The 12,593-nt window shown below is 66.1% G+C and carries 10 protein-coding genes and 2 pseudogenes; 3 read left to right on the forward strand and 9 right to left on the reverse strand.

What is annotated here, in order from left to right; translation table 11 throughout:
* Positions 1 to 49: 49 nt before the first annotated feature.
* Together hpaC and hpaB are read right to left on the reverse strand one after the other, a co-directional pair.
* Positions 50 to 562 (reverse strand): 4-hydroxyphenylacetate 3-monooxygenase, reductase component, encoded by a 513-nt coding sequence (gene hpaC, locus ATY02_RS13645; RefSeq protein WP_053130693.1) that lies wholly within the window; start codon positions 560 to 562, stop codon positions 50 to 52.
* A 54-nt stretch (positions 563 to 616) separates the two neighbouring features.
* The gene (gene hpaB / locus ATY02_RS13650; protein ID WP_068588221.1) at positions 617 to 2,179 is read right to left on the reverse strand and encodes a 4-hydroxyphenylacetate 3-monooxygenase, oxygenase component; all 1,563 of its coding nucleotides are present in this window, start codon (positions 2,177 to 2,179) and stop codon (positions 617 to 619) included.
* A gap of 402 nt (positions 2,180 to 2,581) precedes the next feature.
* On the opposite strand from hpaB, the pseudogene ATY02_RS36605 reads away from it, so the two are divergent.
* From ATY02_RS36605 to ATY02_RS13660, 3 genes and pseudogenes are all read left to right on the forward strand, one after another.
* A pseudogene (locus ATY02_RS36605) lies at positions 2,582 to 3,301 on the forward strand (MCP four helix bundle domain-containing protein); the annotation flags it as partial.
* Between the two features lie 306 nt (positions 3,302 to 3,607).
* A pseudogene (locus ATY02_RS36610) lies at positions 3,608 to 4,207 on the forward strand (methyl-accepting chemotaxis protein); the annotation flags it as partial.
* A gap of 75 nt (positions 4,208 to 4,282) precedes the next feature.
* The gene (locus ATY02_RS13660) at positions 4,283 to 5,455 is read left to right on the forward strand and encodes a pyridoxal phosphate-dependent aminotransferase (RefSeq protein ID WP_068588227.1); all 1,173 of its coding nucleotides are present in this window, start codon (positions 4,283 to 4,285) and stop codon (positions 5,453 to 5,455) included.
* A gap of 129 nt (positions 5,456 to 5,584) precedes the next feature.
* Here the strand turns inward: ATY02_RS13660 and ATY02_RS13665 are convergent, their stop codons facing one another.
* From ATY02_RS13665 to ATY02_RS13695, 7 genes are all read right to left on the reverse strand, one after another.
* Positions 5,585 to 6,565, reverse strand: coding sequence for a 2-hydroxyacid dehydrogenase (locus ATY02_RS13665; protein WP_068588229.1), 981 nt, complete (start codon positions 6,563 to 6,565; stop codon positions 5,585 to 5,587).
* Positions 6,566 to 6,583: 18 nt separating this feature from the next.
* Positions 6,584 to 7,879: an MFS transporter gene (locus ATY02_RS13670; protein WP_068588231.1), complete on the reverse strand. Its 1,296-nt coding sequence runs from the start codon at positions 7,877 to 7,879 to the stop codon at positions 6,584 to 6,586.
* 64 nt (positions 7,880 to 7,943) lie between these two features.
* Complete coding sequence (locus tag ATY02_RS13675) at positions 7,944 to 8,900, reverse strand: sugar kinase (protein WP_068588235.1); 957 nt, start codon at positions 8,898 to 8,900, stop codon at positions 7,944 to 7,946.
* Positions 8,893 to 9,675, reverse strand: a complete 783-nt coding sequence (locus ATY02_RS13680; protein WP_068588237.1) for a sugar phosphate isomerase/epimerase family protein — start codon at positions 9,673 to 9,675, stop codon at positions 8,893 to 8,895. The genes ATY02_RS13675 and ATY02_RS13680 overlap by 8 nt, the downstream gene beginning before the upstream one ends.
* Positions 9,676 to 9,834: 159 nt before the next feature.
* Complete coding sequence (locus tag ATY02_RS13685) at positions 9,835 to 10,860, reverse strand: LacI family DNA-binding transcriptional regulator (protein ID WP_068588240.1); 1,026 nt, start codon at positions 10,858 to 10,860, stop codon at positions 9,835 to 9,837.
* Between the two features lie 206 nt (positions 10,861 to 11,066).
* On the reverse strand, positions 11,067 to 11,672 hold the full coding sequence (locus ATY02_RS13690) for a LysE family translocator (protein ID WP_068588243.1): 606 nt from the start codon (positions 11,670 to 11,672) through the stop codon (positions 11,067 to 11,069).
* 50 nt (positions 11,673 to 11,722) lie between these two features.
* Positions 11,723 to 12,562, reverse strand: coding sequence for an AraC family transcriptional regulator (locus ATY02_RS13695; protein ID WP_068588246.1), 840 nt, complete (start codon positions 12,560 to 12,562; stop codon positions 11,723 to 11,725).
* Between the last annotated feature and the right edge of the window lie 31 nt (positions 12,563 to 12,593).

Raw genomic sequence — 12,593 nt, forward strand, 5'->3', positions numbered from 1 at the left:
TCCTACAAATGCAGGAGGTGGCACGGGGCCCGGGCCGAGAGGGCGGGGTTCAGGCGGCCTGGCAGGGCCGGGGTAGGCGGTGGAAGCTGCGGCTGAAGTACACCAGCGAATCACCGCGCTCCTGCACGCTGATCTCGTCCAGCTCCACCAGCATCAGCGAGTGGGTGCCGATTTCCTGGACCTCGGTGATCCGTCCCTGCAGGCTGGCCAGGGCATCCTCCAGCACCGGCAGGGCCTGCAGGCCGTCGCGCCAGGGGTGCAGGCCGAAGCGCTGGTCCATGGCTACGCCGGTCATGCCGGCGAAGTGCCGGGCCAGGTCTTCATGGGCGCCGCTGAGGATGTTCACGCACAGCCGGCCATTGCCCTTGAACACCGGGTTCAGGGCGCTGTTGCGGTTGACGCAGACCATCAGCGTCGGTGGGCTGTCGGTGATCGAGCACACCGCCGTGGCGGTGATGCCGCAACGGCCGGCCGGGCCATTGCTGGTGATGACGTTGACCGCTGCGGTCATGTGCGCCATGGCGTTGCGAAAGGCGAGTTGCTTGGGGTCGAGTACGGACATGAGGGTTCTCCGAAGGCCTGGGTGGCGAGGGCTCGTGGCCCTCGCTGCACACGACTACTGGCGGATGCGGTCGAGCATGTTGATGTCGTCGGGGTTGCTCAGGTGCGGCACGGTCCAGCCATCGAGGTCGTAGTCGCTCAGGCACTTGTCCACCAGGGCGGTCATGGCTTGCATCGAGCCGCTGGCCTGGGCGTGGCGCAGGCACTGCATGCGGATCTCGTCCTGGCTGCCGGCGTAGTTGATCTCGTACAGCTCGTGGCGGCCGCCGAACTCGGTGCCGATGGCATCCCACAACAGCTTGAGGATCTTGATCCGCTCCTCGTGACCCATGCCTCCCGAACCGCGGCAATAGGTGCCCAGGTACTGGTTGAGCACGGGGTCCTTGAGGTCCCGGGAACCGGAGGGCAGGTAGATCAGGCCGCTGGCCACCACCTGCTCGATGATCTTCTTGATCTCGGTATAGGCCTGGGGCGCCAGCACCCGGTAGGCCTGCAGGGCCTGGGCGCTGGGCAGGTAGACGCCGTTTTGCCACTCGCTGGCATTGCCGTGCATGGCGTCGGTCAGGGACCAGAACAGGTTGCGCCAGGCCACCACCTCGCCGACCTGGGCCTGGACCCCGCGAAACTCCAGGGCACCGGTGCATTGCAGGGCCTTGACCAGCAGGCCACTGATGAAGTCCAGCTTGACCGCCAGCCGGGTACAGCCCTGCATCGGGAACAACCGGCCGAAGCCGCCCTGGGGGAACCACTGTCGGCAACGCTCGAAGTCGCGGTAGATCAGCACGTTCTCCCAGGGGATGAACACCTTGTCCATGATCAGGATCGCGTCGTTCTCGTCGAAGCGGCTGGACAGCGGGTAGTCGAAGGGCGAACCGCTCATGCCGGCCTGGAGTTCGTAGGAGGGGCGGCAGATCAGCTTCATGCCCCGGGTGTTCATCGGCGCGATGAACATCAGGGCGAAATCGGTGTTGTCCCCCAGCAACTGGGCCGAGCCCTGGCCGACGAAGTTGTAGTGGGTCAGCGCCGAGTTGGTGGCCACCACCTTGGCGCCGCTGACGATGATCCCGCCTTCGACTTCCTCGTCCACCGAGATGAACACATCCTTGACCTGGTCCACCGGTTTGTCGCGGTCGATGGGCGGGTTGACGATGGCGTGGTTGAGGTAGAGGCAGGCCTCCTGGATGCGCTTGTACCAGGTCCGCGCGTTGTCGGCGAAGGGCCCGTAGAACTCGGCGTTGGCCCCCAGCACGCTGCCGAAGGCCGCCTTGTAGTCGGGGCTGCGGCCCATCCAGCCGTAGGTCAGGCGCGACCAGTCGGCGATGGCGTCGCGCTGCTGGCGCAACTCGTCGGAGCTCCTGGCCGAGCGGAAGAACTTGTGGGTGTAGCCAGCATTGCCGGTGTCGGTGGGCCAGCACAGTTGCTCGTGGGTGGCCGGGTCGTGCAGGGCATCGTACAGGCGGGCCATGGACGCGGCCGAGTTGCGAAAGGCCGGGTGGGTGGTGACGTCCTTGACCCGGTCGCCATAGATATAGATTTCACGGTCGTCACGCAGGCTGGCCAGGTATTCGGCACCGGTCAGCGGGCGATCGGGGGAGGCACGAAAGTCTTCGGGTTTCATATCCAGTCTCGGCGTTGTTTTTATTGACCGGGACCATGATGGGCAGCGGCGGGTAGGGGCGAAATGGCTTTTTCGGTGAACGGCTTGCACTTTCCATGGGGTTGCCGGGAACTGCCGCGAACCGGGGCAAAAACGCTTGAGCAGCGTTTTTTGGCCTGCACCTGGACGGGTCGTCGGTGCTTTATCGATTCACTTCACGTTATGTCGTTGTTGTCCTGAATCATGGGTCATTTTCAGGATTTTTTTTGCAAATCAGCCAGATGAAAGCGCAACTCCGGCCGATATCCACAATAGGCCCACGGACGTTGGCGCCGCAGTGTTCCTCGCCGGTACAGCCCCTGATGCACCGGTGGTCCAATGGCATGGATGCACATCACCCCGTTCTCCTTCGAGAGTCGCCCTATGACCCTGCGTAACCTGAATATCGCCCCTCGAGCTTTCCTCGGTTTTGCCTTTATCGCCCTGCTGGTCGTCGTGCTGGGGGTGTTTGCGGTCAATCGCATGTCGATCATCCGCGAAGCGTCGGTCGACATGGAGAGCAACCAGCTACCCAGCGTCGGTTTCCTCGGCAACCTGACGGAGAACGTCCTGCGCCTGCGGATCCTCTCGTTCCGGGTACTGGTCAACCGTGAGCCGGCAGGCCTGGCCGAGGCCCAGACGCGCATCGGCGTGCTGGTGGACAAGGTGCGCCAGGCCCAGGCCAGCTACGCTGCGCTGCCGGCAGGGCCCCAGGAGGCGGCGTTGTACAAGACCTTCTCCACCACCCTGGAGAACTACCTGCAGGCACAGAAGGAGATGCTCGAGCTGTCGCGCCAGGACAAGCTCGATGAGATGCGCCAGTTGATCAACACCCGGATCAAGGACGGCACCGACCAGATGGGCGAGCAACTGAACCAGCTGATCGCCATCAACGCTGCCGATGCCACTGCCGCCTCCAAGGCCGCCGGCGAGCATTACAGCAGTGCGATCGCCGGGATCGTCGTGGTGGCGCTGATCGCCGCGGCATTGACCATTGTCCTGGCGCTGCTGCTGACCCGCAGCATCGTCACCCCGTTGAACAAGGCCTTGAACGTCGCCGAAGTGATCGCCGGTGGCAACCTGCGCCAGAGCATCGAGATCGATGGCCGGGACGAACCGGCGCGGCTGCTGCGGGCATTGGCCGAAATGCAGGCCAGCCTGCGCCGCACCATCGAGCAGATCGCCGGTTCGGCGACCCAGCTGGCTTCGGCCTCGGAACAACTCAGTGCGGTCACCGAGGAAGCCTCCCGCGGAGTGCAGCAGCAAAACTCCGAGATCGAGCAGGCCGCCACGGCGGTCAATGAGATGACGGCCGCGGTGGAGGAGGTGGCGCGCAACGCGGTGTCCACTTCCGAGGCTTCGCAACAATCGACCCAGGCCGCCCGTGACGGTCGCGATCGGGTGGTGCAGACCGTCGATGCGATCCAGACCATGGCCCATGACGTACAGAGCACTTCGGTGATGATCGAGGGCCTGGCGACCCAGGGGCGGGACATCGGCAAGGTGCTGGATGTGATCCGCGCGATTGCCGAGCAGACCAACCTGCTGGCATTGAACGCTGCAATCGAAGCCGCCCGGGCCGGTGAGGCCGGGCGTGGTTTTGCCGTGGTGGCCGATGAGGTACGGGCCCTGGCCCATCGCACGGCCCAGTCGACCCAGGAAATCGAGAAAATGGTGGCCGGGATCCAGAACGGTACGGGCCAGGCCGTGGAGTCCATGCAGCAGAGCAACCAGCGCAGCCAGAGCACCCTGGAGCTGGCCCGCGCCGCCGGTGAGGCCTTGGAACAGATTGCCGAGTCCATCAATCAGATCAACGAACGCAACCTGGTGATCGCCAGCGCCTCGGAGGAGCAGGCCCAGGTATCACGGGAAGTCGATCGCAACCTGGTGAACATCCGTGACCTGGCCACCCAGTCGACGGCCGGGGCCCAGCAGACCAGCGCTGCCAGCCATGAGCTGTCGCGCCTGGCGGTGGACCTCAACGCCATGGTCGCGCGTTTCGTGGTTTGACCTGCACCGGGCCGCTCGACGAGTCCGGTTACAGCACCTAGGGTTTGGGCTGAGGCGTCTTTCAAGGAGAAAGCCATGCGCTACTCAGCCCTGACCCAACGGATCGCCGGCGAAGGCTCTGCGGCCTGGAATATCCACTACCGGGCCCTGGTCCTGCGCGATCAAGGGCGTGACGTACTGCTGCTGACCATTGGCGACCCGGATTTCGATACCCCGGGACCGGTGGTCCAGGCGGCCATCGACAGCCTGTTGGCCGGTGATACGCACTACTCGGAGGTACGCGGCAACCTGGCGCTGCGCAGCTGCATCGCCCGCTGCCATCACCAACGCAGCGGCCAGGTGGTCGATGCCGAACATGTGGTGGTGCTGCCAGGAGCGCAATGCGCGGTGTTCTCGGTCGCCCAGTGCCTGCTGGGGCCGGGGGACGAAGTGCTGGTGGCCGAACCCATGTACGTCACCTACGAAGGGGTGATTGGTGCATGCGGGGCCACGGTGGTGCCGGTACCGGTGCGGGCCGAGCGGGGCTTTTGCGTCGACCCACAGGACGTTGCGGCGCGGATCGGCCCGAACACCCGCGCGATGCTGCTCAACAGCCCGAACAATCCCTCGGGTGCCAGCCTGTCCCTGGATGATTGGCAGGCCCTGGCGCGCTTGTGCCTTAAGCACGACCTGTGGCTGATTTCCGATGAGGTCTACAGCGACCTGTTGTACGAGGGGCAGCACCTGAGCCCGGCCAGCCTGCCACGGATGGGCGAGCGCACGGCGACCATCAACAGCCTGTCCAAGTCCCATGCCATGAGCGGCTGGCGGATCGGCTGGGTCATAGCCCCCACGGTGCTGGCCGGGCACCTGGGTAACCTGGCCCTGTGCATGCTCTATGGCTTGCCGGATTTCATCCAGAATGCCGCGGTGGTGGCGTTGTCCAGCGACTTGCCGGAACTGGTGAGCATGCGTGAGGAGTATCGCCGACGCCGGGACCTGGTGTGCGCCATGCTGGAGCAGTGCCCCGGGTTGCATCCGGTGCGGCCCGACGGCGGCATGTTCGTCATGGTCGATATCCGCAAGACGGGCCTGGGGGCCCAGGCCTATGCCGAAGGCCTGCTGGAGGGCCAGGGTGTTTCAGTGCTGGCCGGCGATGCCTTTGGCCCCAGTGTGGTCGGGCATATCCGTATCGCGCTGGTGGTGGATTGTGAACGCCTGGCCGAGGCCTGTCGGCGCATTACCCGTTTCACCGCCTCGCTGCTGTGACGTGGCCAATGTGCCCTGAGGGCCTTGTCACAGCCTCGCCTTAAAGATGGCGCACTGGTGTAGCCGCTGCCGCACGGGCGCATAGCGGCCGCCACTTGGCAGGTTCGACTGCGGCTACCAGGCACCGGGTCATGGGCGGTTCCAGGCCGCCGGGTTGACCAGGTTCGGCGGACGCTGGCCTGCGAGCGCCGCGAGGATGTTGTCCACCGCGCAGCGGGCCATGGCCTCGCGGGTTTCGAAGGTGGCCGAGCCGATGTGCGGGGTGGCGACCACGTTGGACAGTTGCAGCAGCGGCGAATGGTGGTCCAGCGGCTCGCGCTCGAACACGTCCAGGCCTGCGCCACGGATGCGCCGCTCCTGCAGCGCGTGGATCAGCGCCGCCTCGTCCACTACCTTGCCCCGGGAAATATTGATGAAGATGCTTTCGGGGCGCATCAGGGCGAACTCCCGGGCGCCGATCAGGCCTTGGGTTTGCGGGGTCAGGGGCAGGGTCAGGCAGATGAAGTCGGCTTCTTGCAGCAGTTGCTCGAGGCTGCGATAGCGGGCCCCGAAGCGTTGCTCCACCGCAGGCTTGGGGTGGTTGCTGTGGTAGATCACCGGCATGCCGAAGCCGAAGTGCCCACGCTGGGCCAGGGCCTCGCCGATACGGCCCATGCCGATGATGCCCAGGGTCTTGCCGTGTACGTCGCTGCCAAAATGCGCCGGGCCGATATTACGGTTCCACTGCCCGGCGCGAACCATGCCGGCCAGCTCCACCACGCGCCGGGCACTGGCCAGGATCAACGCAAAGCCGGTGTCGGCGGTGGTCTCGGTGAGCACGTCGGGGGTGTTGCTCAGGAGGATGCCGCGCCGGGTCAGGTAGTCGATATCGTAGTTGTCGACCCCCACCGAGACGCTGGCCACCGCCTCCAGCCGTGGCGCCCGATCCAGCAATGCCGCATCCAGGCGCAGGCTTGCACCCAGTAGGCCATGGGCCTCGGGCAGGGCCTGGCGCAAGCGCTCCAGGCCGGTATCGTCGAGGTTTTCGATCAGGGTGACCGCCACCTGTTCCTGCAGGCGTGCCATCAGCGACGGCGAGAGTTTTTTGTACAGCAGCAGATGTTTTTTCATGAAAGTCTCTGTGGCGATTCAGGAATGGGCCAGGCGCCGGCGCAGCGCCAGGGGTTTGGCCTGCGGCGTGCTGGCGCCGGGCTTGAGCAACAGGGTGAGCAGCACCGAGAGCAGCAGCGCGCCGCTCATCAGCAGGTAGGAGGCGGCCGGCGAACCGGTGGCGCTGTTCAGGTAGCCCACCAGGTAGGAGCCGCCGAAGGAGCCCAGGGCGCCCATGCTGTTGATCAGCGCCATGGCGCCACCGGCGACGTTGGCCGGCAGGATTTCCGGGACGATGGCGAAGAACGGCCCGTAGGGCGCGTACATGCAGGCCCCGGCGAGCACCAGCAGGGCGTAGGACCACCAGAAGTGCTCCGCCCCCAGCAGGTACGAGCCGTAGAAGGCGAAGGCGGCCACCAGCAGCGGTGGCCAGACGAAGCGCTTGCGCTTCTGGGTCCGGTCCGAGCCCCAGGACACCGCGAGCATGGCGATCACCGCCGCCAGGTAGGGCAGGGCCGAGAGCCAACCGGCCTCGACCATGTCCATCTGCGCGCCTTGCTTGAGGATCGATGGCAACCAGAGGACGAATCCGTAGACGCCGATGCTCCAGCAGAAGAACTGCAGGGCCAGGAGGATCACCTTGGGCGAGCGGAACGCCTCGGCGTAGTTTTTCACCGCCTTGATGCCTTGCTGCTCGGCGGCCAGGGCGTTTTCCAGGTCTTGTTTTTCCTGCTCGCCCAGCCATTTGGCCTGGCTCGGCCGGTCATCGGCCAGGCGCCACCAGATAAAGGCCCAGAGCACTGCCGGCAGGCCTTCGATGATGAACATCCAGCGCCAGCTGAAGTGCTCCACCAGATAACCCGAGACCACCGACATCCACAGCATGGTCACCGGGTTGCCGAGGATCAGGAAGGTATTGGCCCGCGAGCGTTCGGCCCGGGTGAACCAATGGCACAAATACACCAGCATCGCTGGCATCACCGCGGCTTCCACCACGCCGAGCATGAAGCGGATGGCGATCAGCGTATAGGCGTTGGCGACAATGCCGGTGAGCGTGGCCAGGCCGCCCCAGAGGATCAGGCTGACGAAGATCAGCTTCTTCACGCTGCGCTTTTGCGCATAGATCGCTCCGGGCACCTGGAAGAAGAAGTAACCGAGGAAAAACAGGGCGCCCAACAGCGACGACAGGCCCGGGGTGATGTTCAGGTCGGCGGCCATGCCCGAGGCAGCGGCGAAACCGTAGTTGGCGCGGTCCAGGTAGGCCAGGCTGTAGGTGATGAAGACGATGGGCATGATGTACCACCAGCGGCGGGCGGCGAGTTTGAGCGTATCCATGGGCGTTCTCCTGAGCTTGTTGTTTTTGTCGCAACAGGTGGTTCTTGGGGCGTTTGGCCAGCCGCTACAGCGCCGCCTTGAGGCACGGCGGCTCCGTGGGCAACTCATGGCGATAAGGCAGGCCCTCCATGTCGCCCCGGCTCTGTACCGCGCGGCTGCCGGTCCAGTTGGCCCGCTGCACGGCCTCGGCCATGCCGCAGCTTTCCAGCAGGGCGCTGACCAGGCCGACGGCGAAGGCGTCGCCGGCACCCACGGTGTCCACCACCTGGGGCACCGGTACGCCCTCGACGAAGCCGGCATCCTGGTGGGTGCGGTAGTAGGCGCCATGGGCACCGAGCTTGATCACCACCGCCTCGGCACCCTGGTCCAGGTAGAAGGCGGCGATGTCCGCCGGGTCCTCGTGGCCGGTCAGCAGCCGGCCTTCGCCGAGCCCCGGCAGCACCCAATGGGCCAGGGCCGCCAGGCGGTTGATCTCACGGATCATCACGCTCTCGCTGGGCCATAGTGCGGGGCGCAGGTTGGGATCGAAGGACACGCTGCGCCCGGTGGTGCGCTGGGTCCGCATCAGGTATGTGGTGAGTTCCCGGGCCGACTCCGACAACGCTGCGGGAATGCCCGTGGCATGCAGGTGCCGGGCCTGCAGCAGCGGCGGCGCGACGTCACTGATGCCCAAGTGGCTGGCCGCTGAGCCACGGCGGAAATACTCCACCTTGGGGTCATCGCCGTTGTCTTCCCGGGACTTGAGCTGGAAGCCGGTGGGGTGCAGCGGGTCGCAACGCACGAAGCGGCAGTCCAGGCCCTCGGCCTTGAGGGTGTCGAGCACGAAGCGCCCCAGGGAGTCGTTGCCGACCCGGCTCAGCCAGGCGACCTTGAAGCCCAGGCGCGACAGGCCGATGGCCACGTTGCTGTCGGCTCCGGCGATACGTTTGTGGAAGTGCTCGACCTGGGCCAGGTCGCCGCTGTGTTCGGCGACGAACATGGCCATGGTCTCGCCGAAAGACAGGATATCGATCTCAGGCATTGGCGTTCTCCAGTCGCGACTGGCCCAGGCGGGCCAACAACTCGACCTGCCCGGCAGTCACCTGCACCAGGTCGTTGCCTTGCAGCGGGTATTCCACGGCCCGGGTAATACCTTGGGTCATGTGCCGCAGCAGTTGTTCCCACTGATGCAGTTCCGGGCTGCCGGGCGGTATCGCCACCAACTTGCCGTCCACCCGCTGGCGTACCGCCTTGCAGTGCACGTAGCCGACATGCCGGCCCAGCACTCGCGCGGCGTTGACCGCCGATTGCTCCTGCCACTGCCAGTTACCGATGTCGAAGGTCATGCGCAGCGGCAGGTTGAGGGCTTCCACGGCGCTGAAGAAACGCTGGAACGGCTCGATGCGCCCGCCATGGGTGGTCTGGTCGTTCTCTACCAATAGCTGCAGCGGCTGGCGGAACAGCAGGCTGGCCAGGCAGCGCAGGTCGTGGTGTTCGTTGAAGTGACCAAGGGACACCTTGAGCTGCCGGGCGCCGAACTCCCGGGCCCGCTGCAAAGTGGCGGACAGTTCCGGGGCCGGTTCGCAGCGCCCGGGTTGCCACAGTTCCAGGGGCGAGGAATACACGCTGTCCAGCCCGTGTTCACGGGCGCTCCGGGCCAGCTCGGCGGGGTGCTCGCCGGTCAGCAGTTCTTCGCGCCATTCGATGCACGACGCCCCGGCGGCGGCCACCAAGGGGATGAAATACCCCTGGCCATGCTGGCGCACCAGGTCCGCGCCGTAGCTGGACAGGCTGATGGAAACGGGTGATCTGTTCATGTTACCTACCTCTGAAACCGGTTTCATTTTTGTTCGAATAAATGCCGTATTGCTGTCTATCCCTGTGCTCGCCGCACCTTGTGGCTGCTGCGCGTCCATGCGCAGCCTGCGGCAGCGGCTACCCGCGATGCGCCCAGGCTCGCACGGCCTTCCATAGCCTTACTCTCGGGCCTGGCGGGTCGAGCCGCGGACGATCAGTTGTGCGGGAAAGTCCAGCACCCGGGCCGGGCCGCTATCGCCGCGCAGGCGCTTGAGCAGGCATTCGAAGGCGCTGGCGCCGATGGCCGCCGTGGGTTGGGCCAGGGCGGTGATACCGTTGCCCACCAGCGGGTACCAGTCCAGGTCGTCCAGGGCGATCAGGCCCAGCTCGCCGAACAGCGGCCGGTCGAGCTGGCGCAGGGCATTGGTGGCTGCCAGGGCAGCCACGCCGTTGGCGCAGAACAGCGCCTTGGGGCCTGGGCCCGGGCTGTCGAGGAAGGTTTGCAGGCCGGCGTTGAGCCCGCTGCCGGTTACCAGCACCTGGCCACGCAGGGCCGGGTGCCGGACGATCTCGGCGTGGAAGCTGGTGCTGCGCTCCAGGCGCGAGCTGGTGCCGTCATGGGGTTCGCTGACCAGCAGCAGGTCGCGGTAGCCCTGTTGTTCCAGGTGCTCGATGGCCAGGTGCACTGCCGCCGGGTTGTCCAGGCCCACCAGGTCAGCCTGCAACTGCGCCAGCTTGCGATCCACCAGCACCATGGGCATTTCCTCCTGCAATTGCTGCAATTGGTCCAGGTGGTGGCCCAGGGTATTCACGATCAGGCCTTCGATGTTGTAGGCCCGCAGGTTGGCCAGGTGCCGGGCTTCCTGCTGGTCGTCGCGGTCGGTGTTGCACACCACCAGGCTGTAGCCGTGCAGGCGGCAGGCGGTTTCCACGCCGTGCATCACGGCAATCGAATACGGGTTGCGGATATCGGCCACCAGCATGCCGATCAGGCGCGTGCGCCCGCGCTTCAGGCCGCGGGCCATCTGGTTCGGGCGATAGCCCAGTTCGCTGATGGCTTGCTCGATGCGCAGGGCGATGGCGTCGGAAAGCAGGGCGCGGTCTTCGCCGATGAAGCGCGACACACTGGCCTTGGAGACTCCGGCACGGTGGGCGACATCGAGCATGGTGACGCGGCTGCGCTGGGCGGCGGAAAACTGATTCACGGGCGATGACCTTGTTCTTGGAATTATCGGTTCGCAGGATCTGTGAGGTTGGCCTGAAACCGGTTTCAGGAAACCGCAGAATCGGTTGCGCCGTCAAGAGCGGTTTGGGGGTAAATCAACGCACATCCAGCTACTGGCTGACCAATGGTGCATTCCGGCCCAGGCCCCGGGTGATTGGCCTGGGGCCTGTGGCGACCGGTGGTCTCTCAGGCCCACAGGCTCAGCCAGGTGGCGGCCAGCAACAGCAGCGCCATGCCCCGGTTGAACCGCTGCATCGCCCGGGGCGAGCCCAGCCAGCGGGCCGAGCCAGCCCCCAGCAGGGCCCAGGCGCCCAGGCAGGGCAGGGCGACGAGCAGGAACACCAGCGACAGGCACAGCACCCGACCCTGGCGATCATCCGCAGGCCCGGCGAACACGCTGACCACCGCCAACGCCATCAGCCAGGTCTTGGGGTTCACCAGTTGCAGGGCCGCCGCGCCGAGGAACCCCAAGCGTCGTTGCGCGGCGGTGTGTGCGGTGTGGGTCGGGGCGCGCCAGATCTGCCAGGCCAGGCCGCTGAGCCACAGCAGGCCGACCACTTGCATGGCCAGTTGCACCTCGGGCAGGTGGGCCAGCTTGTCCCCCAGCCCGCCGCCCACCAGCCAGACCATGCCAGCCGCGGCGCCGCCAGCGCCGAAAATGATCGGCAGTGCGGCCCGCAGGCCATAACGGGCACTGTTGCTCAGCACCAGGAGATTGGTCGGCCCCGGGGTGATGGAGGCGACGATGGCGAACATGACGAAGGGCAGCAGGCTGGGCAGGGCGGGCAACATGATGGGGCGCTCCAGTGAAGATCGAAGAGCTGATCTTCGCGGCCCGCGCCTCAGGCGTCTGGAAGCTTTGTGCAGCGCTTGCGGTACAGCGCCGGGCTCAGGCCGTAAGCCCGCATGAACCAGCGCCCGAGATGGCTCTGGTCGGCAAAGCCCAGGGCGCTGGCCACCTCGGCCGGTGCCGCACCGCCGGCCAGCAAGCGTCGGGCGTGGCTCAGGCGCAATTGCACCGGATAGGCGTGGGGCGGCAGGCCGAAGGCGGCCTTGAAGGCCCGGCTCAGGCGGAAACGGTCGACGCCGCAGGCGCTGCTCAGGGCTTCCAGGCTCAGGTCCTGGTAGAGGTGGGCGTGCAGGTAGTCGCGAGCCCGTTGCGCCACCCGGGGCAGGCGCGGGTCGTGGCCATAGCGCTGGCGCCACTGCAGGTGCCCGGTCAATTGCTCGAGCAGGCGATCCATGGCGCTCTGGCGCACGATGCGCAATTCGCCGTGGTGCAGGCTGTGAAATGCCGCGCTGGTGGCCTGGGCCAGCCGTGGATCGCAGGCCAGGGTGCTGTCGAACCCCAGTTGGCTATCGATCGGCGCTTCGGCGAACAGCGCCCCCAGTTCGCGCGTCAGCCATTGCGGGTCCAGGTACAGCATGCGGTAGGTGAAGCCACCGGCGGTGGGCGCCTCGCCGTCGTGGATTTCCCCGGGTTCGAGCAGAAACACCTTGCCGGGTGTGCTCTGGTGCCGGGTGCGACGGCAGTTGAACTGCTGTACACCTTGCTCGGTGACCCCCACCAGGTAGCTGTCGTGCCAGTGCGGGTCGTAGGCGTGGCCAGTGAAATGGGCGCGCAGGGTCTCGATGCCGGTGTCGGCGTCCTGGGCCAGGTCGATCCAGTTGTGCGTACTCATGCTGGGCTGCCGGTGGATTTCACCTGGGCAT

The sequence above is a fragment of the Pseudomonas sp. BIOMIG1BAC genome, assembly GCF_001705995.2.
In the GTDB taxonomy this organism is placed as follows: Bacteria; Pseudomonadota; Gammaproteobacteria; order Pseudomonadales; family Pseudomonadaceae; genus Aquipseudomonas; species Aquipseudomonas sessilinigenes.

Coding starts and splice junctions, on each gene's coding strand:
- hpaC (WP_053130693.1), bottom strand. CDS start 562: ATGTCCGTACTCGACCCCAAGCAACTCGCCTTTCGCAACGCCATGGCG.
- hpaB (WP_068588221.1), bottom strand. CDS start 2,179: ATGAAACCCGAAGACTTTCGTGCCTCCCCCGATCGCCCGCTGACCGGT.
- ATY02_RS13660 (WP_068588227.1), top strand. CDS start 4,283: ATGCGCTACTCAGCCCTGACCCAACGGATCGCCGGCGAAGGCTCTGCG.
- ATY02_RS13665 (WP_068588229.1), bottom strand. CDS start 6,565: ATGAAAAAACATCTGCTGCTGTACAAAAAACTCTCGCCGTCGCTGATG.
- ATY02_RS13670 (WP_068588231.1), bottom strand. CDS start 7,879: ATGGATACGCTCAAACTCGCCGCCCGCCGCTGGTGGTACATCATGCCC.
- ATY02_RS13675 (WP_068588235.1), bottom strand. CDS start 8,900: ATGCCTGAGATCGATATCCTGTCTTTCGGCGAGACCATGGCCATGTTC.
- ATY02_RS13680 (WP_068588237.1), bottom strand. CDS start 9,675: ATGAACAGATCACCCGTTTCCATCAGCCTGTCCAGCTACGGCGCGGAC.
- ATY02_RS13690 (WP_068588243.1), bottom strand. CDS start 11,672: ATGTTGCCCGCCCTGCCCAGCCTGCTGCCCTTCGTCATGTTCGCCATC.
- ATY02_RS13695 (WP_068588246.1), bottom strand. CDS start 12,562: ATGAGTACGCACAACTGGATCGACCTGGCCCAGGACGCCGACACCGGC.